The sequence below is a fragment of the Alkalicoccus urumqiensis genome, from assembly GCF_002993335.1.
GTDB classification, from domain to species: Bacteria; Bacillota; Bacilli; order Bacillales; family Salisediminibacteriaceae; genus Alkalicoccus; species Alkalicoccus urumqiensis.
Genome location: NZ_PVNS01000003.1, coordinates 259,573 through 284,587, shown reverse-complemented (window position 1 = coordinate 284,587; position 25,015 = coordinate 259,573). Strand labels below are relative to the sequence as shown.

23 protein-coding genes and 1 tRNA gene are annotated in these 25,015 nt (G+C 54.4%); 8 read left to right on the top strand and 16 right to left on the bottom strand.

The window, feature by feature from the left end:
* Positions 1 to 113: 113 nt before the first annotated feature.
* Together queF and C6I21_RS04685 are read left to right on the top strand one after the other, a co-directional pair.
* Complete coding sequence (gene queF, locus C6I21_RS04690; protein ID WP_105958282.1) at positions 114 to 602, top strand: preQ(1) synthase; 489 nt, start codon at positions 114 to 116, stop codon at positions 600 to 602.
* Positions 603 to 893: 291 nt separating this feature from the next.
* A complete protein-coding gene (locus C6I21_RS04685; protein ID WP_105958281.1) occupies positions 894 to 1,646 on the top strand; it encodes an SDR family NAD(P)-dependent oxidoreductase in 753 nt (250 codons plus the stop codon).
* Between the two features lie 286 nt (positions 1,647 to 1,932).
* Here C6I21_RS04685 and C6I21_RS16370 read toward each other — a convergent pair whose 3' ends face one another.
* From C6I21_RS16370 to C6I21_RS04635, 11 genes are all read right to left on the bottom strand, one after another.
* Positions 1,933 to 2,121 carry a hypothetical protein gene (locus tag C6I21_RS16370; protein WP_105958280.1) on the bottom strand — a complete coding sequence of 63 codons (189 nt, stop codon included), beginning with the start codon at positions 2,119 to 2,121 and terminating at the stop codon, positions 1,933 to 1,935.
* A 43-nt stretch (positions 2,122 to 2,164) separates the two neighbouring features.
* Complete coding sequence (locus C6I21_RS04675) at positions 2,165 to 2,842, bottom strand: DUF429 domain-containing protein (RefSeq protein ID WP_105958279.1); 678 nt, start codon at positions 2,840 to 2,842, stop codon at positions 2,165 to 2,167.
* Positions 2,842 to 4,359 carry a cryptochrome/photolyase family protein gene (locus C6I21_RS04670; RefSeq protein WP_105958278.1) on the bottom strand — a complete coding sequence of 506 codons (1,518 nt, stop codon included), beginning with the start codon at positions 4,357 to 4,359 and terminating at the stop codon, positions 2,842 to 2,844. The genes C6I21_RS04675 and C6I21_RS04670 overlap by 1 nt, the downstream gene beginning before the upstream one ends.
* Before the next feature lie 364 nt (positions 4,360 to 4,723).
* Complete coding sequence (locus C6I21_RS04665; protein WP_105958277.1) at positions 4,724 to 7,567, bottom strand: ATP-binding protein; 2,844 nt, start codon at positions 7,565 to 7,567, stop codon at positions 4,724 to 4,726.
* The gene (locus C6I21_RS04660; protein WP_105958276.1) at positions 7,564 to 7,923 is read right to left on the bottom strand and encodes a response regulator transcription factor; all 360 of its coding nucleotides are present in this window, start codon (positions 7,921 to 7,923) and stop codon (positions 7,564 to 7,566) included. The genes C6I21_RS04665 and C6I21_RS04660 overlap by 4 nt, the downstream gene beginning before the upstream one ends.
* Positions 7,924 to 7,925: 2 nt before the next feature.
* The gene (locus C6I21_RS04655) at positions 7,926 to 9,350 is read right to left on the bottom strand and encodes a glycosyltransferase family 2 protein (RefSeq protein ID WP_181186093.1); all 1,425 of its coding nucleotides are present in this window, start codon (positions 9,348 to 9,350) and stop codon (positions 7,926 to 7,928) included.
* 3 nt (positions 9,351 to 9,353) lie between these two features.
* Complete coding sequence (locus C6I21_RS04650) at positions 9,354 to 10,364, bottom strand: HEAT repeat domain-containing protein (RefSeq protein WP_181186092.1); 1,011 nt, start codon at positions 10,362 to 10,364, stop codon at positions 9,354 to 9,356.
* A 24-nt stretch (positions 10,365 to 10,388) separates the two neighbouring features.
* The gene (locus C6I21_RS04645; RefSeq protein WP_181186091.1) at positions 10,389 to 12,002 is read right to left on the bottom strand and encodes a GGDEF domain-containing response regulator; all 1,614 of its coding nucleotides are present in this window, start codon (positions 12,000 to 12,002) and stop codon (positions 10,389 to 10,391) included.
* A gap of 188 nt (positions 12,003 to 12,190) precedes the next feature.
* Positions 12,191 to 12,340, bottom strand: coding sequence for a hypothetical protein (locus C6I21_RS16365; protein ID WP_181186090.1), 150 nt, complete (start codon positions 12,338 to 12,340; stop codon positions 12,191 to 12,193).
* Positions 12,341 to 12,363: 23 nt separating this feature from the next.
* On the bottom strand, positions 12,364 to 12,708 hold the full coding sequence (locus C6I21_RS04640) for a hypothetical protein (protein WP_105958273.1): 345 nt from the start codon (positions 12,706 to 12,708) through the stop codon (positions 12,364 to 12,366).
* 206 nt (positions 12,709 to 12,914) lie between these two features.
* Positions 12,915 to 13,838, bottom strand: a complete 924-nt coding sequence (locus C6I21_RS04635; protein ID WP_105958272.1) for an acetamidase/formamidase family protein — start codon at positions 13,836 to 13,838, stop codon at positions 12,915 to 12,917.
* A 199-nt stretch (positions 13,839 to 14,037) separates the two neighbouring features.
* Here C6I21_RS04635 and C6I21_RS04630 point away from each other — a divergent pair, with 199 nt between their 5' ends.
* From C6I21_RS04630 to thrB, 3 genes are read left to right on the top strand one after another with little or no spacing between them, the layout of a single operon-like run.
* Positions 14,038 to 15,339 (top strand): homoserine dehydrogenase, encoded by a 1,302-nt coding sequence (locus tag C6I21_RS04630; RefSeq protein ID WP_105958271.1) that lies wholly within the window; start codon positions 14,038 to 14,040, stop codon positions 15,337 to 15,339.
* Between the two features lies 1 nt (position 15,340).
* Positions 15,341 to 16,405: a threonine synthase gene (gene thrC / locus C6I21_RS04625; protein WP_105958270.1), complete on the top strand. Its 1,065-nt coding sequence runs from the start codon at positions 15,341 to 15,343 to the stop codon at positions 16,403 to 16,405.
* Positions 16,402 to 17,334, top strand: coding sequence for a homoserine kinase (gene thrB / locus C6I21_RS04620; protein ID WP_105958269.1), 933 nt, complete (start codon positions 16,402 to 16,404; stop codon positions 17,332 to 17,334). The genes thrC and thrB overlap by 4 nt, the downstream gene beginning before the upstream one ends.
* A gap of 57 nt (positions 17,335 to 17,391) precedes the next feature.
* Here thrB and C6I21_RS04615 read toward each other — a convergent pair whose 3' ends face one another.
* Together C6I21_RS04615 and C6I21_RS16360 are read right to left on the bottom strand one after the other, a co-directional pair.
* The gene (locus C6I21_RS04615; protein WP_105958268.1) at positions 17,392 to 17,910 is read right to left on the bottom strand and encodes a DoxX family protein; all 519 of its coding nucleotides are present in this window, start codon (positions 17,908 to 17,910) and stop codon (positions 17,392 to 17,394) included.
* 321 nt (positions 17,911 to 18,231) lie between these two features.
* Positions 18,232 to 18,390 (bottom strand): hypothetical protein, encoded by a 159-nt coding sequence (locus tag C6I21_RS16360; protein ID WP_181186089.1) that lies wholly within the window; start codon positions 18,388 to 18,390, stop codon positions 18,232 to 18,234.
* A 777-nt stretch (positions 18,391 to 19,167) separates the two neighbouring features.
* On the opposite strand from C6I21_RS16360, the gene C6I21_RS16155 reads away from it, so the two are divergent.
* Complete coding sequence (locus C6I21_RS16155; RefSeq protein ID WP_142393209.1) at positions 19,168 to 19,410, top strand: hypothetical protein; 243 nt, start codon at positions 19,168 to 19,170, stop codon at positions 19,408 to 19,410.
* A 148-nt stretch (positions 19,411 to 19,558) separates the two neighbouring features.
* On the opposite strand, the gene C6I21_RS04610 is transcribed toward C6I21_RS16155, so the two are convergent.
* Together C6I21_RS04610 and C6I21_RS04605 are read right to left on the bottom strand one after the other, a co-directional pair.
* Positions 19,559 to 19,635 (bottom strand) — tRNA-Arg (locus C6I21_RS04610).
* A 63-nt stretch (positions 19,636 to 19,698) separates the two neighbouring features.
* Complete coding sequence (locus tag C6I21_RS04605) at positions 19,699 to 20,475, bottom strand: Cof-type HAD-IIB family hydrolase (protein WP_105958267.1); 777 nt, start codon at positions 20,473 to 20,475, stop codon at positions 19,699 to 19,701.
* A 174-nt stretch (positions 20,476 to 20,649) separates the two neighbouring features.
* Here C6I21_RS04605 and metA point away from each other — a divergent pair, with 174 nt between their 5' ends.
* A complete protein-coding gene (gene metA, locus C6I21_RS04600; protein ID WP_105958266.1) occupies positions 20,650 to 21,564 on the top strand; it encodes a homoserine O-acetyltransferase MetA in 915 nt (304 codons plus the stop codon).
* Positions 21,565 to 21,642: 78 nt separating this feature from the next.
* On the top strand, positions 21,643 to 23,112 hold the full coding sequence (locus C6I21_RS04595; RefSeq protein WP_245411539.1) for an alpha-amylase: 1,470 nt from the start codon (positions 21,643 to 21,645) through the stop codon (positions 23,110 to 23,112).
* Positions 23,113 to 23,187: 75 nt separating this feature from the next.
* On the opposite strand, the gene C6I21_RS04590 is transcribed toward C6I21_RS04595, so the two are convergent.
* Positions 23,188 to 24,558: an aspartate kinase gene (locus tag C6I21_RS04590; RefSeq protein ID WP_105958265.1), complete on the bottom strand. Its 1,371-nt coding sequence runs from the start codon at positions 24,556 to 24,558 to the stop codon at positions 23,188 to 23,190.
* Positions 24,559 to 25,015: the final 457 nt, after the last annotated feature.

Here is a 25,015-nt window from a genome sequence, read left to right as displayed (position 1 = left end):
ATTCTTACAAAATACCACAACGAGCCCCGAATTGCAACGCACCGGCAGACTGGCGTACGGGGAGAAAACGAGGTAGAATGAAAACGACTATGCCATGAAAGGTGCGAGATACCATGACAAAACCACGCGAAGATGAAGTTTCCCTTCTCGGTAATACAAACGTTGAATATAAGACCGACTACGACCCGTCCGTACTGGAGTCCGTGGAAAACCGCCACGACTACCGGGATTTCTTTGTGAAATTCAACTGTCCGGAGTTTACGAGCCTCTGTCCGAAAACCGGCCAGCCCGATTTTGCCACTGTCTATATCAGCTACGTACCGGATAAAAAGATGGTGGAGAGCAAGTCACTGAAGCTGTACCTGTTCAGCTTCCGCAACCACGGCGATTTTCACGAGGACTGCATGAACATTATTTTAAACGACCTCGTGGAGCTGATGGACCCCCGCTACATTGAAGTATGGGGCAAATTCACCCCGCGCGGCGGCATTTCCATCGATCCGTACACGAATTACGGAAAACCGGGAACGAAATACGAAAACATGGCCGAGCACCGGATGATGAACCACGACATGTATCCGGAAACCGTCGACCACCGCTGATCTACAGGCCGCGTCAAGCGGCTGAAAGCACGCGCGCAGCCGGCCTGTGGCTTAAGGCGAATGGCAGCGGTTTTCTGCCATTCGCCGCGGCCGAGCGGAGCCGTGCTCCTTCTAAAAGAAGTCATATCACAAAACAGCTTATTCTTCAAAACCAGGCAGCAGCTGCCTGGTTTTTTTAATGCAGAAAAAAGCACGTGTGCTCTCGGAACGTCGTTTTCCAAACTCCAGGTTTAGTTATACAAAAATTAGTGAATACATTATACAAATGCTGAACATCAGGAGGATATTATCATGGAAAACTTCGAAGGAAAAGTAGTGGTCGTCAACGGCGGAACATCCGGTATCGGCGCAGAAGTTGTAAAGCAGTTCGCTGAGCGCGGGGCATCGGTGCACTTCACCGGACGCCGGGAAGATAAAGGAAAAGAAATCGAAAACAGCGTGAACGGCCATGCTCATTTTCACCAGGTCGACAATGAAGACCGCCGGCAGATCGAGACATTTTTTGAAGAGCTGATGAACGAAGAGGATCATATTGATATTCTGTTCAACAACGCCGGCGTTCTGTCGGTCGGAAGCGGTCCGCTTGCCCGGGTAAAAGAAGAGGACTGGGACACGCTGATTGCCACAAACCAGACTGCCCTGTACTTGTACATGAAATACACGCTGCAGCAGATGCAGAAACAGAAATCCGGAAACATCATCAACAACGCCGCGATTCTCGGAAACGGCAAAGTGAATCCGATGCTGCCGGCCTACAGCGGCACCAAGGCTGCCGTCAAAGCGATGACCGAGAGCACAGCCGCCCGCTTCGCACGCCAGGGCATCCGCGTCAACTGCATTTCCCCGGGACCGACAAAAACGGCCCTGTCGGAAAAAGCCTATGGCGGTGAAGAAGCGCTGGAGAAAGCGTCGAAGGAATCACCGCGCGGCGAATACGCCGATCCGTCGGAAATCGCCGATGTCGTCCGTTTCCTCGCTTCCGATGCTGCATCGTACATCATCGGCACCGAGCTCGTCGTCGACGGCGGGTACTCGCTGAAATAACCAAATATATCTCTGCCAGCCGGCCGGAACCCCGGCTGGCTTTTTTTCGGAAAAAAACCGCTGCAGCACTCGTTCTCTTCTGTTTATCCTGTTTCCCGGCCGGCTGGTTCGTTTTCCAAACGGAAACGCAGCAGAGTCCCACTACTAGGCAGGGAAGTCTCATACCTGCAGCTGCCGTTCCTGCAGCGGCCCCCTCCAGTCTCACAACGAAAGGGCCGCCTCCCATTCCACCCTAAAATTCCAACTTCGGTACGCCGTATTCCACTTTCTTCATCCGATATTCCCACTACGCACCGGCCCAGTCCCATTTCGTCATCCACCGGCAGCGCTGCTGCCCCTCTGCCAAAACCGGCTGCGGTTCGATGCCGGGGGCTGCGGCTGTGGACCGCCTGGACCCGCTGGAAAACCGTCCGTTATCCCGGAAAAGGGCCACTTTTCCACTGCAGACAGTGCAGCTGCTCTCTGCCACTTCCATAAAAAACCGCTGCAGCTACAAGCCGCAGCGGTTCTCTCTCTATTCAAAGCGCGCCGTCTGTCGGCACGCTGTACCACATAACGCCTTCCGCCGGATTCCCAATCCGCTCCGGATGCAGACGCGGATGCGATGCGGCGATGGCCAGGGCAGCGGCATCAAGCAGGTCGTCATCAGCTGCTTCTTTCTTCAAATACTGACTGCGCGCCGCAGCCAGAACAGCCCCCGCCTCTGGATCGTACATCTTCAGAACCGCGAGCCGCTCTGCTTTTCCTTCCATCGTTTTTTTCGAATGGACCATCGGCGCGCCGTTCATTCCGGCAAACACGAGCTCGGGATGCGACTCGACGGCACCGGTTTTCTCCGCCCACTGGGCCGCTTCGCTGATTTTCGGCAGAATATTCCACGACTGCCGGGCGATGCCGTGCCCGGTCCACTCCCGGTGCAGGCGGTTCGCTTCTTCATACGAATCACATGCCAGCACCTCCACACACGGTACGGAAAACACGCTGCTTTTCCGCGGGCCGAGCAGTCCTCTCGCTTCTTTCTCCACGACTCTTGGATACCGGTGCCTGGCAGGTAGTCCGATCGGAATATCGATCCAGATCCACTCCGCTTTGCTGTCCGGAAGTTCCGTGACCCGTGTCACGCTCCGGAGCTGCCCGTTTTCCGCAGAAGCACTCATCCAGCCGCCGGGGCAGCTGTCGAGGCCGATGCTGTGCATCAAAGGGTGCCCTCCTTCATGCGCTTCCAGACGAGGTCGATCGTCTCCTGCTGCTTTTTTTCATCCTCGCTGCTGCGGTTGTCGAGGTGTTTGTAGATGACTTTCATACGAGGATTATCCCGGAAGCGCTCCTCGTGACGCTCCAGAAAGTCCCAGTAGAGCGGATGGAACGGGCAGGCGTTTTCTCCGTATTTCTCGTTCACGCTGTAGGCGCAGTCCCGGCAGTAGTGGCTCATTTTCTGAATGTAGTTTCCGCTCGACACGTAGGGCTTCGTCGACATTTTTCCGCCGTCGGCATACAGCGCCATACCGAGAACATTCGGAAGCACGACCCAGTCGAGGGCATCGATGTACATCTCGTTGAACCAGTCCGACACCTGCTTCGGCTCAATCCCTGCGGTCGTCGCGAAGTTTCCGAGCACCATGAGCCGCTGAATGTGGTGGCTGTAGGCGTGGTCGACCACCGACTGCACTGTATCCTGCATGCAGTGCATGTTCGTTTCCGCCGTCCAGAAAAACGCCGGCAGATCCCGCTCGTGCCCAAGCTCATTCACACGCTCGTACTCCGGCATCGAACGCAGGTACACCCCGCGGATATACTCCCGCCAGCCGAGAATCTGACGGATAAACCCTTCCACCGCATTGAGCGGCGCCGCTTCGTCCTGGTACGCCTCCTCCGCCCGGCGGATCACATCCAGCGGATCGAGAAGCGAAAAGTTGATGGCCGCCGACAGCATCGAATGCGACACGAACGGCTCCCCCGGAAGCATCGCATCCTGGTAGTCCCCGAACGTATGCAGCCGGTGCTCCATAAAGTGATCCAGCAGCTTCTCCGCCCCTTTTTTCGTCACCGGATAGGCGAAATGTTCCGTGCTTCCGTAAAGCTTTGAGAAACCATCCTCCACTTCCTCGATGACACTCCGCGTGATGTTATCGGGAGACTCCCACGCCGGCTCTGGAAAGGTGGTGCCTTTCTTTGGCTTTTTCCGGTTATCGGCATCATAGCTCCACTTGCCGCCGACCGGCTTTCCGTTTTTCGTCAGCAGCACGCGGAAGTCTTTCCGGAAGCGTCGGTACAGCTTATCCATCTGCCAGTTTTCGTTTTCAGGAAGCAGGTTTTTCCATTCCTTCCGGTCCATTAAAAACCCGCCTTCTTCCGCTATCCGGACAGAAGCTGTCGTTTTTTTCCTCCACGTATCGATAAAGCGGCACATGCCTTCTTCCGACGGCTGATGAACCAGGACAGTATCCGGCTGTTTTTCGTTTATGTGTGCCTCCAGCTCTTCTGCTACGTCCGTACTTTTCCGGTAATCGACGGTGTAGCCTGCGTCTTCCAGCTCTTTTTTAAAGTGACGCATAATCGAAAAAACAAGCACGAGTTTCTGCTTGTGATACCCTTTCCAGTCTTTTTCGTTCCAGTTTTCAATAAGCAGCACTTCATCGTTTTCTTTATCCAGCTCTTCAAACCACGGCTGGCGCAGGGAGCATTGATGTCCAAGTAACCACAGCGTTGCCATACACATACCTCCTCCTGCTTCTATAGCCGTTTCGGGAACGCGCTACTCCTGGAATGAGAGCGCCGGTCAAAAAAGGTGCTGCGACTGTGGTACAACCCCACTGCTGCGGAGCCTGCAGAGGGCCGGACGGCGGTGGATCGGTTTTTCGGTTTTGGCACGATGGTTTCTTCTTTTGGCACGAACCGTCTTTACTTTGGCACGGCTCACGCCACGTTTGGCACGATTTCCTGCAGATGGCACGATCGTCTTCGTTTCTGGCACAAAACCTCGGCTTCGTGGCACGAAAGCCGCCGTCTGTGGCACGAACCATCGGCGGAAGCTCATCAAACAGCGCCGGAAGCTGGGCCTCCGGCGCTGGACTCTTCTATGATTCAGGGTAGACGATGCCGCCGTCGGCATGTGCTTTTGCCAGATAGGCCTTGAGCGCTGCACTTAAATCCTGAGGCGGATACGGCTTCGTTAAATATTGATCCAGCCCGTACTGGGCCATTTTTTCATCCGAGCGGTCGAGCGCGGAGGAAATGATGATCGGGATGCGCTTCGTCTCTTCGTGCTGCTTGAGGCGGTCGACGAGATCCCATCCGTCCATTTTCTCCCCGAGCATTAAATCGACGACGACCGCAGCCGGCGGCGATTCCAGTATCTCCTGGTATGCGTGGTCCGGGCGCAGGTGGTGAATAACCTGGAATCCCTGAGACTTCAGCTCTTCAGATAAAAGCAGGGCGAGGCTCGCATCGTCCTCCACGATCATGACGGCTGCGCCGTCCGGATAGCCTGCCGGAGCGGAAACCGGCGCCCCCTGGCCTGCCGGATGTTTCAGCGGCAGACGGAACGTAAAGACAGATCCTTCTCCCGGTTCCGATTCCACCCAGATTCTGCCGCCGTGCCGTTCGATAATTTCCCGGCAGATGGCAAGACCGAGCCCGGTACCGCCGATATTCTGACGGTCGTCTTCGTCCACACGCTGAAACTTCTGAAACAGCGACGCTTTTGCGTGTTCCGGTATGCCGAGACCTTCATCTTTCACGGAGACGTGGAGCGCGCCGGTGCTGTTTTCCATCTGCACGACAACGTCCCCGCCGCCCGGAGAAAACTTGATGGCGTTGCTGATAAGGTTCGTCAGCACCTGCTGCAGCCGCTCTTTATCTGCTTCGACAAGCGTCGATACGGAGGTGTCCGCAAACGAAAGGCGGTGGTTTTCTTCATGACGGAACTGGCCGAGCACATCCATGACGAGCTCCTCCATCCGCACATCTTCCATCGTATACGGCTGACTGCCGGACTCCATCCGCTGCAGATCAAGAAAGTCATTGATCAGGTTGGTCAGACGCTTCGCTTCTTTATGAATCGTCGTTAAATACCGTTTCTGCCGCTCGGGTTTCAGCTCCCGGTTTAACAAAAGCTCAGTGAATCCGAGCACACTGGAAAGCGGCGTCCGAAGCTCGTGGCTCACGGTGCTGACAAGCTCCGATTTCATCTGATCCAGTTCGTACTCCCGCGTCATATCGCGGTAAACAAATACGGTTCCGAGCGCTTCCGAATCGTCGTATACCGTCGTCCCGTAGACGACAAAGACACGCCGTTCCTGATCCTGAACCTGGACGAACTGGTGCGCCATCGTTCCTTCATAGCTTCCTTCACAGAACCAGTTGAAAAATGCCTCCAGCTCTTCGGTATCTTCGGATCTGGATAAAAGCGGCTTTTTCCAGCGGCGCAGGTTCCAGCCGTCCACCGGAGCAGATGCGCGGGCGCCGAGCAGCTTTTTCATCGCCTGGTTCACCTGCAGCACCGTGCCGTCGCGGTCGACAAACTGAATCGCTTCGTTGACGTTATCCAAAATATCCTGACTCAGTTTCCGGGAGCGGGTAATTTCCTCATGGGCAAGCGACCGTTCCAGCCCGAGACCGACGTGGCTGAGAAGGGACTCGATCTCTTCCATTTCCTCCTCACCATACGGCCGGCCGTACCTTGTAGCCGCATAAATGCCGAGAATATCCCCCTCACCGCCTCGTACAGCCGCATAATAATCAACCGCTTCCGCTTCGCCTTCCGCAATGCCGGCTTCTGCTTCCGATGCATTCCGGCGGATCAGAATATGCGGTTCATTCTGCAGCCGCTCGAGCCATTCGGTTTTGTCAGCGTTGATCCAGCGGCCGATACTCTCCACGCTCATCCCCATGGCGCGGTAGGCATCCTCCTCCAGAAGAAGCAGCATGCTGCGGCTGCATGGGTACAATTCATTGACGTAGACGAAGATCGAATTGAGAAATTCCTGCTTATCCAGCTTCGTCGACATCGTCTGATTCAGCTGGCTGTACCGGTCAATTTTCTGCTTTTCGTATTCGGTCTGATCGAGTGCCTCTTCCAGCATTTCCTGCTGGGCGGTAAGCTCCTCATTCTGAGCCGTCAGTTCATCTTCGTTTTCCTGCATCTGCCGTGCCATATTGGCGAAAGAGCGGCTGAGACTTCCAATCTCATCAGCACGTTCGGTTTCCGGCACGTGGACGAAGCGGCCTGCTGCCAGTTCATCCGATGCCGTTGTCAGCTCCTCCAGCGGCATGACGATCCTTTTCATCATGCGCTGGGACAGAATGATCATCGCAAAGAAAATGACGGCTCCGAGTGCCATCGCGATAAAAATATTCCGGTTGCTTTCCGTGATGGCACTGCTGTACGCTTCCTGAAGCTGTCCGAACACGTCCTCCCGGAGCGCTTCGGACTCGCTGAAAAACTGGTCGATCTGCGAGTTCGTGTCTGCTGTATAGGTGCGGAGTGCCGCGTAGTCATTGTCATCGACATACGCGACGGCCTGCGGCAGCAGTTCCTCTTCATAGACGCGCAGAAAGCTTTCCAGATTAGAAGCAAACGCAGCTTCCCGGTCATTCAGCTCCTCGCGGTCATAGCGGCCGATGGACTGCTGCAGTTCCTCCAGCGCCCCGTTCACCCGGATTAAATCTGTTTCATTCTGAAACGAATAATACGAGCGTACGTGATAAAACAGCCGGTTCAAATTATCGCGGACGTCTTCTGTTGCTTCCATTTTTCCGACGAGCTCACGCTGCGATTCCGCCTGCGTCTGCTGGTCCTGAACGATATACATAGTGACCACAGCAGCTATGATCAGGACGGCCGCAACAAAAGCAGCTGCTTTTACTAAGTAGTTCGTGCGAAGACTTGACGTGCCGGTCCATTTTCTCCACCGGCTCACAGAATATCACTCACTAACGCTTCGAGTTCCACGGGACTGAACGGCTTGGCAATAAAATAGCGGGCGCCGGCATCCAGCGCCGCCTGCCGGTCCTGCTCCTGTGCTTTTGCTGTCAGCATAATGATCGTCGTTTTCTCCTTGATGTCTCCGGAGAGGGCCTCGATGACCTCGAGACCTGTTTTCTTCGGCATCATGTAATCGACGACAGCGGCGTCGTAGCCGCCGGCGGCCAGTTTCTCGTAAGCTTCTCCTCCGTCGACCGCTTCTTCTATGTCGTGGCCGAGGTCTTCCAGTGTGTCACAGATGAGCATGCGTAAAATGTCATCGTCATCTGCGACGAGAATCGTTTTCGTCATCGTTATGCTCCTTTCGATTGGTCACTGCTGATGCCGCGGCGCTGCATGTGGCCCCAGCTGTGCTTTTTCTTGAACGCGTCCAGGAGACCGCGGACACGGCACCATACCATGACCGGGCGGTACCAGAATGTTTCGGTCAGGGCCCACAGGTATAAAATGACGACACTGCGGACGGTCGGATATTTATGATACGTCCATTCTTCCAGAAGGACGGCGAGTGCCGACAGAAGCGACCCGTAGAAAATAGTCACGACCATCATGAGCACCGTCACCGGTGTGTTTAAAAAGCCGAACGCAAGGCCGAGGATCAAAACAGCGTAGCCGATCAGTTCCACGACGGCGCTGAAAAGCTCGACGAGAAGAAAGTACGGCATGGAAAACATGCCGACGCCTTTGTATTTCGGGTTCAGCATCATCGTCCGGTGGCGCCACAGCGTTTCGGCAAGCCCGCGCTGCCAGCGCCTCCGCTGAGAGCGGAGCGATTTCATGTCCGACGGTGCTTCCGTCCAGCAGACCGGATCCTGAATGTATTCGATCCGCTGGGAGGACTTCTCCTCCTGAAGCAGCCGGTGCAGGCGGACGACGAGCTCCATGTCCTCCCCGACCGTTTTCGTTTCATAGCCCCCGGCCTGAATGACGCGCTCTTTTTCAAAGACGCCGAAGGCACCGGAGATAATGAGAAGGACATTCAGCCGGCTCAATCCGAGGCGCCCGATGAGAAAGGCGCGGAAATATTCAATGATCTGCATGACCGCAATCGGCTGGCGCGGCAGAGCGATCCGTTCGACGACGCTCTGGCGGATCGTGGAGCCGTTGGCGATCCGGACGGTACCGCCGGCCGCTGTGACCGACCCGTTGGATTCAATAATCGGCTTCATCGTTTTCAACAGCGCATCCCGCTCCAGAATGGAATCGCCGTCAATCGCCGCGAAATACGGATACCGCGACACGTTGATGCCTGCGTTTAAGGCATCGGCCTTGCCGCCGTTTTCCTTCTCCAGCAGGACGACATTCGGAAACGTCGATGAGCGGTAGACCGCCTTCAGCTCCGCCGTGTCAAAATGACGACGGACAGCGGTATTCACCCGCCGCATGGAAAACGCCTCGATCATCCTCAAGCTCGTTTCATCTTTTGAGCCGTCGTTAATGACAATAACTTCATATTCAGGATATTCCAGAGCGAGGAGCGAACGCACAGTAGAAACGACGCCGAGCTCTTCATTGTAGGCAGGGACGAGTACCGACACCGGATACGTATCCCCGCTCGTTTTCAATTCTTCAATCGGCTCGGAGCGGTCCAGACGGCGCTCCCGGTAAATTTTCGGCACCGAGATAAGAAACAGCACCACGTAGACGCCGCCGACAATCACCATGTAGGCGATGACGATGAAAGCCGTGATCGTCAGTATAAGAGAAATCCAGTCCATTCGTTACACCTCCACTTCCATCGACAGCCACGCATCCGCCATATCCCGGCCGTAGCGGTCGGGATGGCTGCTCCTGGCAAACTCCAGCAGAATTTCCCCGTCGGAGAATGACCGGAGCGCTTCGGCAGCAGCGGAACGGACCCACCAGCTCTCATCACCGAGCCGTTCCATCACTTCCTGACGCCACGACTCCCTCGACAGCGCACGCGTCAGCTTACACGCATACATCCGCTCCTCCCAGTGCACCGACTGAAAAAACGACGCCGCGCGGTCCGGGTCCTGCATATGCCCAAAATAGCAGAGCGCGCGCATGGCACGGAGACGGGTTTCCTTGTTTTCTCTAATCAATGCCGCTTCCACATACGGCAGCAGCGAGAGGATTCCCTGCTCCCCGGCATAGACGTAAAGCGCCTGGCGGAGACGGTCGTGCTCCGGAGTTTCATCCAGCTGCTCTACAAGTTCCAGCAGCCGTTCGGCAGGAAGCCTGCGGAGCATCTCTTTAATGAACCGCTCCGATGAAGGTGTGTCTTCCACGAGCAGGCGCGCCGCTTCCGGATGGTCAAGTACCGCCAGCACCCGGGCTGTCTGCCGGTATTCCTCTTCTTTTGGCTCATGTTCTTTTATGTGCACCGCCGCCATGTCTGCCGCCTGCTCCAGACGAAAATCTTCAATGTAGTACAGCGCGTTCATCCGCTCTGCCCACGTTCCTTTATTCAAGATCTGTTCATAGGCAGGAGCGAGCTCTGTTCCTGCATAGCCGAGAAGGCGGTTTCTCGCCTCTGACTCCAGCGTCACCGCCGTAATGCGGTCGAGCAGCTCTTCGACAATCTCCCGGCGGAGCTTCTTTTCCTTCGGCAGTTCCGGCGCATCTCCCTCGCTTTCCGAGAACGTAAGAACGGCAGGCAGCAGCTTCTGGAACGATTCTTCTTTCCGTTTCTCATAGCGGATCTGACGGGACTTCGACAGGATGAGATAACAGAGCATGACCGCCTGCAGCACGACAAGGATTCCCAACAGCCACCAGGCCCATACCATAGGTTAAAACACCCTTTCTATCAGCCGCTCCATCCGCGCCGCCACTTCTCGGACGCGGAACGGTTTCAGCATGTAATCATCGGCTCCGGTCTGAAGCGCGCGGGCAACTTCCTGCTCGCCGCTCCGTGCTGTCAGCATCGACACAAGAATCCGGTCTTTCGGATAGCCTTTCCGTACCTCCCTCAGCACTTCAATGCCATCCACTTTTGGCATCATCCCGTCGACGAGCAAAAAGTAGTAATCCTCTTCTTGAAACCAGTCCGCCTCAAGAAATGCTGCCCCGTCTTCAAAGGCATGAAACGCAAGCGGGCGCTGTCCGATCGTACTGCGGCGCATCCAGTACTGCCGGAGCATCTCGCGGACGATTGGATCGTCGTCGATCACGATAACATGCACCGTGCTGAGCTCCCGGACTTTCTCCATGTCAGGCCGGTACAGGACCGTCTGGTTTCTTCCGGCACGCTTGGCCGCATAGAGTGCCTGGTCCGCTTCCTCCAAAAGCTCCCGGTCGTGCTTTTCTGTACGCGTTTCCCGGATTCCGGCGGAAAAACGAAGGTGCAGTTCCTCCACTCCCGGGACGTGCGCTGCCGAAAGCGTCTCGCGAAGCCGTTCTGTCACGTCCGCTGCAGCTTCCTCATCGGCCCCGGGAAGCAGGAGAACAAACTCTTCCCCGCCGTAGCGGCTGACCGTATCCCCCGGCCGGCAGACGCTCTCTGCTGTCTGGGCAAAGTAGCGGAGCGCTTTATCTCCCGCAACGTGCCCGTACGTATCGTTCACTTTTTTGAAATAGTCCAGATCACAGAGGACGAGACTGTAACATTCTATTTCACCACGCTCCACGCTTCCATTCAGCGATGCAAGTTCCTGAGTGATGTATTTGCGGTTTTTGACGCCCGTCAGCTCATCTTCAAGTGAGGAATTCCACACCCGCTCCTGCATCGCAAGACGGTTTTTCAAAAACGGGAAAAACAGCTCCCGGTTCACCGGCTTGCTGATGAAATCCATCGCACCCAATTCGTAGGCACGGATCCGCTCCATCGTTTCCGCATAAGCACTCAGCATGACGACCGGCGTAAACTCCTGCTTTGCCTTTTCAATCATCTGGCTGAGCAGGTGCACACCGTCCCCGTCCGGCAGGTAATAGTCGAGAATGATGAGACGCGGCGTAAATTCATAATACAGCTCGACGCCTTTTTCGCCGGTCATGGCAATCAGTGCCTGATAGCCGTTCTCCTCAAGCATATCCTTCATATAGGTGACAAACTCGACATCGTCATCAATGACGAGCAGGAGCGGGGTATCTTTCTGATCGGCTTCCTGGACCGCCGCCTCCTCTACTGCTTCCATGAGTACCGTACTCTCCTGTACGTAAGGCAGAAGCGGCGCGAGAAGACGCTGCCACTCTGACGGCGTACAAACTCTGCCGCTCTGCTCCCGGAGCTCTCTCATCTGTACTTCAGCCAGGTCATGGATTTTCTGCATGCCGACCGTTCCGGCTGTTCCTTTTAAGTTATGAAAAAAGCGGTACAGCTCCACTTCCGGAACATCTCCTTTGTCCTTCCATAGTGCCACCGCTTTTTCGATACGATCAAAAACCATCCGCTGGTACTTTTCCACGCGGGTCCTCCTAACTGCTCTTTCCTGTCGTCCGGTACGACCTGTTTTCACATACAGAAAAAGAACATGACATTTATGCTTCCACTTCCATTTTACATAAACATTTCTTTTACACATAGTTCAAAAGGTAGTCTTTTTAGGAAAAACCCTTTCTTTTTTTGTTTTTCTGCAGGCATTCATGCTCAACATCAGGAAAGAGGCGCTTCTTTCCCTCTGTCGGAAGCAGCAGGCAGCCGTTCTACTCTTCCCGGCAGGCAATACAAAAACGGCTGCGGCAGTCTTTGAAAAGACCAGCCGCAGCCGCTGTCTGCAGAGCGCGCCTGTTCCACCTTCTTCATTTAATCATACTTCGGGACGGCTTCTATTTGTTCAGCTCCAGCAGCGCTGCTTCGCTCGTGGAGCGGCGGTCGACCACGGAAAGGGTGGCCGCAGCGAAAAACAAAAAGACAAACGTCCCTGCCGCAAGCGCCGCAGCGCCGCCGAAAGCAGATGCATACATCCCGGCAAAGCGCGTCAGAGTAATGCCGAACCAGATCGCTGCCGCGGCAAAGAAGAGGCCGTACATCATGTAAATCAGCCTCGCAATACCTGTAAAATTTTCCGTCAGGTGACGCGCGCGGCGCAGCGGAAAGTCAAACATGCAGATCGTGTAGAGACCCAGTGCGAGAAAGCCTGACACAAGCATTCCGAATTCCGTAAAATCCATCTTGATCCTCCTTTCCGGGTTAGTGGCTATGTACGTACTGTTGATTCATCTCTTTTTAATAGTGAATGCAGGGAAGCAGATGCCGCTTCCCTGCAAACGCCTTGTCCGGTTTCTTCTGCCGAATGACTAACATACGGCCGGCACACGCTCGAGGTTCCTCCAAGCTCCGGGACTTGTCTTCCCATTCAGCCGGATGTACCATCCGGCTAGGTCATAATAGATTTCGGGAGGTAGGCGGTGACGAGGTAGTGGGGCATGTCGACGACTTCGCTCAGCTTCAGATCGACGGCGACGCTTGTGAGCGCGTAGGCCTCCACCGGCTTCAGACCGTAAGTGGTGCTCAGGTGGTCGATCATGTAGCGGACCGCAGATTTCATGGCTTCGACCGGGTCTTTGCCGTATCCCGTCGTGACAAACCAGCCTTTGTCCTCCTGTCCGTGAAACAAAGGCCCAGGCGTTTCAAACTGCGGCTCGGCAATCTGCTTTCCTTTATGCAGGTGAAATTTCAGCTCAATGTCCATCGGTGCTTCGATCGCTGTGCCGCACACTTCCCCGTCGCCCTGAGCAGCATGCGTATCCCCGACGGAAAACAGCGCCCCTTCATTCCATACAGGCAGATACAGCTTCGTCCCCCGCGTCAGGTGACGAATATCCATATTGCCGCCATGTTTTCCCGGAGGAACGATGCTGTGTGAGCCGGGTTCCGGCGGTGCAGTGCCGATCGTTCCTGGAAACGGCGCAATCGGCACCTCGATCCCGTCGGCAAACTGCGCCCGTCCTCCGGAAAGATCCCACGTTTTCAAATACGGGTCCGGATACTCATCGGCAAGCAGCCCGAATCCCGGAATAACCGCCGTCCAGCCCCAGCTCTGCGGCCCAAAGCCGAGAATCTCCACCTCCAGCGTATCCCCCGGTGCCGCACCCTTCACATAGATCGGGCCGTTCACCGGATTCACCCGGGCGAAATCGACGCTGCGTACATCGTCTTCCGTAGACTGGTAGGAAAGCTGTCCTGCAGAAGAATCCATGACTTCAAACAGAAGCTTCTCCCCCGGATCGATTTCATGAACCGGTTCGCGTGCATTGTCCCACGTGAAATGATGATGGTGTTTGTGAATCGTATACCCCATGCCTAACCCTCCCGGAAATAGTCTGATTTCTCCCATATCGTACCATATTTTAATAACATGCCGAAAAGAAAGCGCCTACATGTAAAAAAGGCGCTCTTTTTAGGCACAGGTGGTTGTTTTATCCGAGAAATCACTCTATAATGTCCTTTATATGAATACATTTGTACTTTAAATAGAGACAACCTGGAGTGATGACAGCATGGGACAGCAAGTAATGAACGTAGGCCTGCTCGGATTTGGAACCGTAGGAACGGGGGTCCTTGAAATTATCGAGCAGCACCAGTCCAAACTGGCCCACCAGATCGGCGCAGAAGTGCGCGTCAAAAAAGTATTGGTGAGCAATCTGGATAAGGAGCGTGGCGACCTGGTCAACAAAGATCAGATTACCGATAATATAGACGATATTCTTCAGGATGACGAAATCGACGTCGTTGTGGAAGTCATGGGCGGTATCGAACAGGCACGCGACTACATGAAACAGGCCCTTTTAAATGGAAAGCATGTCGTCACAGCAAACAAAGATGTCATGGCTTTATATGGAAGTGAACTGCTTCAGACAGCCAATGACAAACACTGCGACCTCTTTTATGAAGCCAGTGTCGCAGGTGGCATTCCGATTCTCCGTACGATTGTGGAAGGCCTTGCCTCCGACCGCATCACGAAGATCATGGGTATCGTCAACGGCACGACCAACTACATTTTGACGAAAATGTCGAAGGAAGGACGCTTGTACGACGAGGTGCTTCAGGAAGCACAGGCGCTCGGTTACGCGGAAGCCGATCCGACGGCTGATGTAGAAGGACTGGATGCCGCGCGGAAAATTGCGATTCTCGGTACACTCGGCTTTTCCATGAACCTCGACCTCGACGACGTATCCGTCAGCGGCATCACCGATATTACGAGTCAGGATCTTGCCTACTGCCAGCAGCTCGGGTATACGATGAAGCTCGTCGGTATCGCCAACCGGATCGACGACAAAGTGGAAGTCAGCGTGCAGCCGACACTCGTGCCGCATTCGCATCCGCTTGCTTCCGTCGATGATGAATTCAACGCCGTGTATGTTTACGGGGAAGCCGTCGGCGAAACGATGTTTTACGGCCCCGGCGCCGGAAAGCTTCCGACCGCAACTGCCGTCGTGTCCGACCTTGTGGAAGTACTGAAGAACAAGCGCCTCGGCGTCAACGGCAATTCAGCCATCATTCCGCAGCACGACAAAAAGCTGAAAACACCGGACGAGATCCGCGCAAAGTATTTCCTCCGGATTCATGCGAAGGATCTGCCGGGTACATTCGCTTCCCTGACCTCGCTGTTTAACGAGTACAACGTCAGCCTTGAAAAGATCCTGCAGGTACCATTGAATGAAGGAAAGCTTGCGGAAATTATTCTCGTCACTCATGAAGTAACGAAAAAAGATTACGATGACGTGCTCAAGCGTCTCGAAGCGGAGGACGTGGTAGTGGAAGTGAAGAGCAGCTACCGCGCGGAAGGAGAAATGAACTAATATGCTATGGCGTGGACTTCTCGAAGAATATAAAAACTATCTCCCGATCACGGATAAAACACCAATGCTTTCTCTGCAGGAGGGTAACACCCCGCTTCTGCCGATGAAGCACCTGTCGGAAAAACTCGGCGTGGAGCTGTATGTTAAATACGACGGCGCCAACCCGACCGGCTCCTTTAAGGACCGCGGCATGGTCATGGCGGTCGCTAAAGCAAAGGAAAGCGGCAGTGAAGCCGTTATGTGTGCCTCCACCGGAAACACATCCGCAGCCGCTGCGGCCTACGCAGCTCAGGCGAAGATGCGCTGCCTGATCGTCATTCCGGACGGAAAAATCGCGATGGGAAAACTGGCCCAGGCCGTTGTTTACGGCGCAGAGATCGTCAGCATCGAAGGTAACTTCGATAACGCGCTAACGATGGTCCGGAACCTCGAGAAACAGTCGCCGATTTCGCTCGTGAACTCGGTCAACCCGCACCGCATCGAAGGCCAGAAAACAGCTGCATTTGAAATTGTGGACGCGCTCGGCAGTGCACCGGACGTCCTGACGATTCCAGTCGGCAACGCCGGAAACATCACGGCGTACTGGAAAGGCTTCAAAGAATACCACGATGCGAAACAGAGCGGCCTGCCGCAGATGCGCGGCTTTGAAGCGGAAGGCTCCGCCGCGATCGTGCGCAACAAGATCATCGATCAGCCCGAGACGCTCGCAACGGCCATCCGTATCGGCAATCCGGCAAGCTGGGACAAAGCAGTCAATGCCGCTAAGGAATCCCACGGAAAAATCGACGAAGTCACCGATGACGAAATCGTCGAAGCCTATAAGCTTCTGGCACGCGAAGAAGGCGTCTTCGCCGAGCCGGCATCGGCTGCTTCCATTGCCGGTCTGATCAAGCAGATCCGCTCCGGCGAAATCAAAAAGGGCTCCCGCGTCGTTTCAGTACTCACCGGAAACGGACTGAAGGATCCAAACACCGCTATCGATACCGCACCGGTGCAGCCGGTCAAGCTGCCGAATGACGAACAGGTTGTTTTCGATCATATGCTTGGAAGGGTGAAATCGACATGACAAACCAATGGAAAATCAAGGTTCCGGCAAGTACCGCGAACCTCGGGCCGGGCTTTGACTCCATCGGCATGGCCCTGAACCGGTATCTGACACTTCACGCAAAGCATGCGGATGAATGGCGCTTTGAAGGCCACTCCGAGCATCTCGAAGGCATTCCGGAAGGAAAAGACAACCTTATTTATGTGATCGCTGAATGGATCGCAGAAAAGTATGACGTCACCCTTCCCTCCGTCCACGTGGATATGGAAAGCGACATTCCTCTCTCCCGCGGCTTCGGAAGCAGTGCGACAGCGATCGTTGCCGGCATTGAGCTTGCAGACCAGCTGTGCGGGCTGCAGCTCAGCAGGGAGGATAAAGCACACTGGGCGAGCCTGTACGAAGGACACCCGGATAACGTCGTGCCGTCGATTTACGGCGGTCTCGTCATCGGCAGTCAGTTCGAAGAGGATACGCATCTCGTACACGCCGGCGTCCCGAATGTCGACCTCGTCGCCGTTATCCCTTCCTACGAGCTGAGCACAAAAGAATCCCGCGACACGCTTCCGGAAGGATTCTCCTACAAAGGAGCAGTGGATGCGAGCAGTGTTGCAAACGTCCTCGTCGCTGCTATTATGCAGGATAACTGGAAGCTTGCCGGTGAAGTGATGAAAAAAGATCTGTTCCACCGCCCGTACCGCCTGCCGTCCATTCCGGAATGGCAGCGCGCGGAGCTCCTCATGGAAGAGCTTCCGGTGTACGGAGCCACACTGAGCGGTGCCGGACCGATCGTCCTTTTCTTCATTCCGAAAGGCAAAGGCAAGGAAGTGGCGCTGCAGCTCCGCTCCCACTACCCGGATCAGGTGGTCGAGCAGGTGTATGTTGACGAGCAGGGTGCTGTCTCTGAATGCGTAGAAAACAGCTTTCGGTTCGCCCAGGCCGGGCGCAGCTGACTGAAACGGAATAAATAAAACCAGCCGCCGGATTTTCTCCAGCGGCTGGTTTTTCTGCTATGCTGTTTTCGCGTAGCGCTTCGGCAGGTGGTTCTGCACCCAGTCACGGCCGAGAATGTGTGTGCGGAGGTACGGGATGACCCAGCGGTCGCCGCCGTAGCGTCCGGCGTTGGCGCCTGCAGCCAGGATGAAAATGGTCAGAAGCACCATCCACGGGTTGGTCGAAATCGTGCCGGCAAACATAAAGGCGAAGTTCATGACGATGCCGAAGAACGCAGCGGCTGTCGTGAAGATCCCGACGATGAGACCGAGTCCGACGAGCAGTTCACCCCAGGCAACCATAAAGCTGAACGCTTCCGCATTCGGGACGGCGAAGTTCTCAATAAACGCGTAGTACGTCGGGTACGTTGTCATTACCTCTTCATTGGCGAGAATTCCCTGTAAGTATCCACTTGCATCAAAGCCGCCGGTTACCTTGCCCCACCCTGCGGTGAGCCACGCCCAGCCGAGATACACACGAAGCACGAGCCAAATACCTGCTGCCACCCGGTTGTTTCGAAGAAAATCCATGATCATTTTTAATTCCTCCCCATTTCGTTTTAGTCTGGTATGGAAAAGCTGCTCACGGAAGTCTCGAACCGGTGCGCGCCCGCCGGTCACGGTGTGTTTTCGTTTGGTTATCCTTGTGAAGTAGTGAGCAACCTTTCTATAGTTATACTATACCATCGTTTGTGAATGAGTGAGCATATTGTTCGTGACGAATTTGTGAATGATTGAGCAATAGTTCGCCTTGTTGTCCTTTCACAAAGATGTATACGGCCAAAATCATTGACATATCCGTGCGGAAGAACGTTTCAATGTTGTGCGTATAAGAAAAAAGAAGCCTTCTCGCGGCTTCTACAGTTCCCGGTATGAAATCAGCTCCGCCCGGTCATCCTTCACTTCTTTCTGCACCAGCTTCTGGACGTATTCCTCGTCGTTCCGCTTCGCTTCATCCATTTCCAATTCGATCTGCTTCGTTTCTCCATCGAGTTTGTACTGTACGGCTGCAAGCATGTCCATTCCTCCTCTACGTTTGTCTTTTTCTCATATACCCTGTGCATGGATTTTTCTAACCGGCAGAGCCGGCTTTCTTTTTGGCAGCTTTCTTCGGTTTCGTGGCGGTCTTCGTCCAGCACGTGGCGGTGTTCCCCCCTGCCGTGGCGATCTCTGTTCCCAGTGTGGCGGTGTTCTGCTTCCGCGTGGCGATCGCCCCTTTGTATGGCGATCTTTATCCAGCCCGTGGCGGTCTGACATGCCGGTGTGGCGATCCTGGACACCGCCGTGGCGATCCTTGATCTCCGCTGCATTTCTCCGAAGCAGGTTCGAAAAAAGCACTGCCAGCGGCAGTTGTTTGATTGGAGACTCACTGGAATGGCGGAGAACCTGCATGCTGAAAAACCGCGGACCAACGCTGCGTGCTTTCGGACCAGAAGCGGTCTCCAGCGGAACAGAACCACGGGAAAACGGACCACGACCGCGGTCTGCCGGACCAGGCGTCTCAACTCGGACCAGAATCTGCGCTCAGCGGACCACCTTTCGGCCTCTGCCGGACCACTATTAAACAAAAGCGGACCAGGTCCTCCGCCAGCCGGGCCCCATAAAATAAACCAGACAGAAACCGTCTGGACTTAAAAGAAAAGGGAGGTTTGTTGAACAGGTTCCCGCTTCCTGCCTGCACCTGCAGCCGTACGCGTTCCGGAGGGAATTTGAAAAGCGGAAGCGCCCTGGTCACGAGCGAGCCGTCCTGGAGGCCCTGCCGACGAAAGCTGCTCTTCGCTTTCTTCGGCAGGGGTGAAGGAACCAGAGAGGGCGCTGCAGCTGGACAATGCTTCGATTGAAGAAGCATGGCTCCGCGCGGCCGCGCCGCATGGCAGAAGATCGCTGCCCTGCGCCTTAAACCATAGGCCGGCTCCGCTCATGCGCTGCAGCCGTGCAGACAGCGCCCGGCTGGAAGACAAGCCCACGGCAGGCTTCTGCCGAAAAGCGGAGAAGCTCTATCAACAAAAACAAACGTTAAATGGAACAGAACACTGAAATGCTGCAGCCCTTGGCATAACTGCTTGAAAGAGGCTTTAAATTTTATACATTCTTACCCTACAAAAAAGAACAGCCGCAGTAAATATGCGGCTGCCCGTTGCTCCTATTCATTCCCCGGTCTCCCCGGGGAAGTACCTGCATAATATGGCGACCCTGAGAGGATTTGAACCTCCGACCTACGGCTTAGGAGGCCGTTGCTCTATCCAGCTGAGCTACAGGGTCAGAATCCGGCATGGTGCCGGAAGTCCTCTTCTATTGTACGGAAAGATGACCGAAAACTCAATACTACTTAATCAGACCGAAAGCTTTCAGCGCGTTGGCAATGCCGTTTTCGCCGACGTGGTCCGTGTGGTGGCTTGCAGCAGCTGCTGCCTGCGGCACGGCGTTCCCCATCGCTACGCTGTTTTTCGTGAACTCAAGCATTTCCACGTCGTTCGGGCCGTCGCCGAACACGTACACGTCGTCGCGCTGCATACCGAGTTCATTCATCACAGCTTCGATCCCGAGTGCTTTCGATCCGCCGGACGGCAGAACGTCCGTCGATACTTCATGCCAGCGGATAAAATCGAATTTGCCGAACTCCTGCTCATATTCTTTTTCTTCCCCGTCGACACAGAAAAGCAGGGACTGATAGATGTCCCGGTTATGAAGATACGTATCGTCAAACTCCGGATGATCAAACTTCAGAGATCCGAGGCTTTTCTCAATGTGAGGGTGATGCGGTACATTCGCTTTCATGTTGCGGTGGTCCAGATACACGACCGGGTGATCGTTTTCTGTCGCATGATGCGTCAGCCGCTGCAGCTCTGCTTCATCCAGAGGCACCTTCCTGACAGCGCGCCCTTCAAACTCCACGTAGGATCCGTTGAAGCTGATAAAGCTTTCAATATTCAGCTGCCTGCGGAGACGTTCAAACATAAACGGTGCCCGGCCCGTCGCAATCGCCGTATAGTGACCTTCCTGCTGCAGTTCCTGAATAGCCTGCTCCGTCGATGCCGGAAGCTTTTTTTCTTCATCCAGCAGTGTCCCATCGATGTCAAAAAACAACAGTTTTCGTTCCATGTATGTCGCTCCCCTTCCGTAGTCTCCGTACATTATAAGTGATTTTAAGAAGGGCGTACAGCACCCGGAAAAATGCATGCGCTTACAATAAGAGAAAATGATTGTAGATTTCCTTCCAGTTGTTATAATAGAAGTTATCAGAATTTTGCGCGATAAGGGGAGGGTGGACACGCAGTGCCTATTAATGTACCAAAAAACCTGCCGGCAAAAGACGTGCTGGAAACGGAAAATATTTTCGTCATGGAAGACGAGCGGGCGACGATGCAGGACATCCGTCCGTTAAATATCGTGATTTTAAACCTGATGCCGGAGAAAGAGAAAACGGAAGCGCATCTGCTCCGCCTTCTCGGCAACTCTCCACTGCAGCTGAACATTACGTTTTTACGGACGATGAGCTACGAGCCAAAGAATGTGAGCCGCTCCCATCTGGAAGCGTTCTATACCGATTTCGATTCGATAAAGGACAAGCGGTTCGACGGCATGATCATCACCGGTGCACCGATTGAGCGTCTTACCTTTGAAGATGTGCTCTACTGGGATGAAATCACCCGGATCATGGACTGGGCGGAAACGAACGTGACGTCCAGCCTCCACATCTGCTGGGGCGCACAGGCGGCGCTTTATCATCTGTACGGCATCAACAAAGTTCCGCTTGAACAGAAATGCTCCGGTATTTTCCGCCACCGGATTGACCCGGCGATGAGAAACATTGAGCTGCTGCGCGGGTTTGACGACGAATTTATCGCACCGCACTCCCGCCACACGAATATTTCCATTGAAGCACCGGAAGAGCACGAGGACTTACTGCTGCTTGCCTCCTCCAAGGAAGCAGGGCCTTTTCTTATGATGTCCAGAAACGGCAGGCACATCATGGCAACAGGTCACCTGGAGTACGATACGGTAACGCTGAAGGAGGAATACGAGCGTGATCTCGACCGCGGACTAAGCGTGCAGATTCCGGCACACTACTTTCCGAATAACGATCCGAGCGAGGCGCCGATGAACCGCTGGCGCTCTCATGCCCACCTGCTGTTCTCCAACTGGCTGAACTACTACGTGTACCAGCAGACGCCTTACGAATGGCGTTAATTATCCGTATGTTTCCTGTTTCACATTCTTCCTGCGGGGAATAGAGTGTCATGCTGTGAAAAATTGAGGGGGAGTACGATGGCGAAACACTACGGAAACAATACGATGATGCAGTTTTTTGAATGGCACGTGGCAAATGACGGGGACCATTGGAACCGTCTGGCAGATCAGGCAGGAGCTCTGCGTGAAGCCGGCATTGATGCGGTGTGGATTCCACCGCCGACGAAAGCCATTTCCCAGGAGGATAACGGATACGGTATCTACGACGGCTATGATACCGGTGAATTCGACCAGAAAGGCACGGTACGAACCAAATACGGGACGCGTGAAGATCTGGAAAAAGCGATCGCCGCCTGTCATGACAACGATGTTCATGTGTATGCCGACGTCGTCATGAACCACAAAGCGGGCGCCGATGGGACCGAAACGTTTGCCGTCGTTGAAGTCGATCCGGATGACCGCACGACTGTTATCAGCGATTCGTTTGATATCGAAGGCTGGACGATGTTCGATTTCCCGGGACGGGACGGAAAGCACTCCGACTTTGTCTGGCACTACTATCACTTCAATGGCACCGATTACGACGCTGCCGAAGAGCGCGATGGGATTTTCCGCATTCTCGGAGAGCACAAAGACTGGAATGACCACGTGGACGATGAGTTCGGCAATTACGATTACTTAATGTTTGCCAATATCGACTACGATCACCCGAAAGTGCGTGAAGAAGCGATGCGGTGGGGAAAATGGTTCGCCGACTCCCACGGGTTTGACGGCTACCGCCTCGATGCGATAAAGCATATCAACCATCTGTTCATCGCAGACTTCCTGAATGAAATGCGCGAAGTGCACGGAGAGGATTTCTATTTTGTCGGCGAATTCTGGCACCAGGACCTTGAAGCAATGGAGTCCTTCCTGGAATATGTCGAGTACAGCATCGACCTGTTTGACGTAGCGCTGCACTACAAATTCCATGAAGCCTCCCAACAGGGCGAGGAATTTGACATGTGCACGCTGTTTGACGATACGCTCGTCGGCAAGCACCCGTTGAACGCTGTCACATTCGTCGACAACCACGACTCCCAGCCGGGCGAAGCGCTCGAGTCCTGGGTGGACGACTGGTTCAAACCGCTTGCTTATGCCGCGATTCTGCTTCATAAAGATGGATACCCGTGTGTTTTCTACGGCGATTACTACGGCATCGAGGAGCCGGGCATCGAAGGAAAGAAAGACATGATCGACCCTCTCCTTGCCGCACGAAGAGATTTTGCCTACGGCGATCAGGAGAACTATTTTGATCACTGCAATACGATCGGCTGGGTCCGCTTCGGCGATGACACGATGGAAAACTCCGGCTGTGCCGTCATTATGACCAACGGCGAGCCGGGCTCGAAAGAAATGTGCGTCGGTGAACACCGTGCCGGAGAGGTATGGCATGACATTACCGGCAACTGGGGCGAGCCCGTGGAAATCGACGAAAACGGCTGCGCCGAATTTCACGTAGACGGCGGCAGCGTGTCGGTCTACGTACAAAAACTCGATGACGAATAAGCTGCCGCCTTTCTAAATGCATTTCGTACAGAGAAAGCCTGCCTGTCAACGGTGACAGGCAGGCTTTCTTCTATCTCAGCTCTGCGGTTCTTTCTCAAAGCAGGCTTCATACAGACTTTTGACCGCGAGATCTGCCTGCGAGGCATTGACACCGAACATCATGCTCACCTCGGAAGATCCCTGGTTGATCATCTTAATGTTGACCCCGGCGCCGGCAAGAGCTGCAGTGGCTTTTGCTGCAACACCGACAGTAGAGGCCATCCCTTCGCCGACAACCATAACGACGGCGAGATCCCGCTCCACAGTCACATCTTCAATGTCCAGCTCGCTCTTAATTCTGGTAAGAATACGTGCTTCCTTTTCGTCCGACAAATATTCTTCACGCAGAATGACGGACATATTGTCAATCCCGGAAGGCGTGTGCTCAAACGAAATACCTTCTTCGGAAAGAATCTGCAGCAGCTTCATGCCGAAGCCGACTTCCCGGTTCATTAAGTATTTCGTTAGATTGATCGTCACAAAGCCTTCATCGCTTGCGATTCCGATCACCGGAAGGCCGCGCTGCTCCCTGTCGGAGACGATGTGCGTACCCGGCGCTTCAGGATCATTCGTGTTCTTAATACAGACCGGTACTTTTTTCGCGACAACCGGCTGGAGCGCTTCGTCATGAAAAACGGAAAATCCGGCATACGCCAGCTCCCGCATTTCCCGGTACGTCAGCTCATCCATTTCATGCGGGTGATCCACGAGCGACGGATTAACCGAATAGATGGAGCTTACGTCCGTGAAGTTCTCATACAGCGATGCTTCCACACCGGCTGCGACGATTGAGCCGGTAATATCCGATCCGCCCCGCGGGAACGTGACGATGTGGCCGTTTTTGGAAACCCCGAAAAATCCCGGAATCACCATCAGCCCCTCTTTTTCACGCAGCCGGATCAGCTGATCGTAGGATTCCGGCAGGATCCGGGCATTTCCCGGATCACCCGTTACCATCATTCCTGCCTCTTCGGGAGACACATACGACGCTGTATTGCCGCGCTTCCGCAGATAGGCAGCCATCAGTTTAGCGTTTTCGTTTTCACCGCTTGCCATCAGCGCATCCATCAGCCGGGGGCCGTCCTCACGGTAGGAAGAGATCAGCGACTCCAGCTGTGTTTTAAGGTCATCCAGAAGCGTCCGCTCCAGATCAAGTTCTGCCACAATGGCTTCATACCGCTCCACTACCTGCTGCAGGGCATAGTCTTCATTTACGCCGCCCTCCATCACCTGCTCGGCCAGAGCGATGAGAAGGTCCGTTGTTTTTATATCTTCTGAAAAGCGCTTCCCCGGCGCGGAAACGACGATGAACCGCCGTTCCGGGTCCGCTTCCACAATCGATGCCACTTTCGCAAACTGTGCCGCATCCGCGACAGAGCTGCCTCCGAATTTCACTACCTTGACCATGATCAAATCCCTTCCTGTGTTTTTACTTGGCGAACAAATGAACACCACATAAGTACATATCGTTAGTATACTAGAGATGCCGGACCTCGGCAACCTTACTCCCCCAACGGAAGCAGCTGTTTTTAAAGCAAACGCTTACATACCTTTATGATTGTCATTTCCCGGGAAATAACAATCATAAAATAAACCAGGCAGAAACCGCCTGGTCTTAAAAGAAAAGAGAGATTTGTTGAATAGGTTCCAGCTTTCTGCCTGCACCTGCAGCCGTACGCGTTCCGGAGGGAACGGGCTCAACTAATTCCTTCCTCCTTCCGTCTGAAGGAATGGATTTTCGCCTCGTTCGGATCCTCCCGGAGTCGACGGCCTCCGGTTTCGGCAGGTAGAAAAAAACACTTGCTAGAAGCGATCCCTTTTGCGCAGAAATGCTGTCATTCAATCAAATTGGAAGAGACCATCA

Coding starts and splice junctions, on each gene's coding strand:
- C6I21_RS04615 (WP_105958268.1), bottom strand. CDS start 17,910: ATGATCATGGATTTTCTTCGAAACAACCGGGTGGCAGCAGGTATTTGG.
- C6I21_RS04685 (WP_105958281.1), top strand. CDS start 894: ATGGAAAACTTCGAAGGAAAAGTAGTGGTCGTCAACGGCGGAACATCC.
- C6I21_RS04675 (WP_105958279.1), bottom strand. CDS start 2,842: ATGCACAGCATCGGCCTCGACAGCTGCCCCGGCGGCTGGATGAGTGCT.
- thrC (WP_105958270.1), top strand. CDS start 15,341: ATGCTATGGCGTGGACTTCTCGAAGAATATAAAAACTATCTCCCGATC.
- C6I21_RS16370 (WP_105958280.1), bottom strand. CDS start 2,121: ATGGAAGTGGCAGAGAGCAGCTGCACTGTCTGCAGTGGAAAAGTGGCC.
- C6I21_RS04660 (WP_105958276.1), bottom strand. CDS start 7,923: ATGACGAAAACGATTCTCGTCGCAGATGACGATGACATTTTACGCATG.
- thrB (WP_105958269.1), top strand. CDS start 16,402: ATGACAAACCAATGGAAAATCAAGGTTCCGGCAAGTACCGCGAACCTC.
- queF (WP_105958282.1), top strand. CDS start 114: ATGACAAAACCACGCGAAGATGAAGTTTCCCTTCTCGGTAATACAAAC.
- C6I21_RS16365 (WP_181186090.1), bottom strand. CDS start 12,340: ATGAAGAAGGTGGAACAGGCGCGCTCTGCAGACAGCGGCTGCGGCTGG.
- C6I21_RS16360 (WP_181186089.1), bottom strand. CDS start 18,390: ATGCTTGCAGCCGTACAGTACAAACTCGATGGAGAAACGAAGCAGATC.
- C6I21_RS04640 (WP_105958273.1), bottom strand. CDS start 12,708: ATGGATTTTACGGAATTCGGAATGCTTGTGTCAGGCTTTCTCGCACTG.
- C6I21_RS04590 (WP_105958265.1), bottom strand. CDS start 24,558: ATGGTCAAGGTAGTGAAATTCGGAGGCAGCTCTGTCGCGGATGCGGCA.
- C6I21_RS04605 (WP_105958267.1), bottom strand. CDS start 20,475: ATGGAACGAAAACTGTTGTTTTTTGACATCGATGGGACACTGCTGGAT.
- C6I21_RS04655 (WP_181186093.1), bottom strand. CDS start 9,350: ATGGACTGGATTTCTCTTATACTGACGATCACGGCTTTCATCGTCATC.
- C6I21_RS04635 (WP_105958272.1), bottom strand. CDS start 13,838: ATGGGGTATACGATTCACAAACACCATCATCATTTCACGTGGGACAAT.
- C6I21_RS04670 (WP_105958278.1), bottom strand. CDS start 4,359: ATGGCAACGCTGTGGTTACTTGGACATCAATGCTCCCTGCGCCAGCCG.
- C6I21_RS04630 (WP_105958271.1), top strand. CDS start 14,038: ATGGGACAGCAAGTAATGAACGTAGGCCTGCTCGGATTTGGAACCGTA.
- C6I21_RS04595 (WP_245411539.1), top strand. CDS start 21,643: ATGGCGAAACACTACGGAAACAATACGATGATGCAGTTTTTTGAATGG.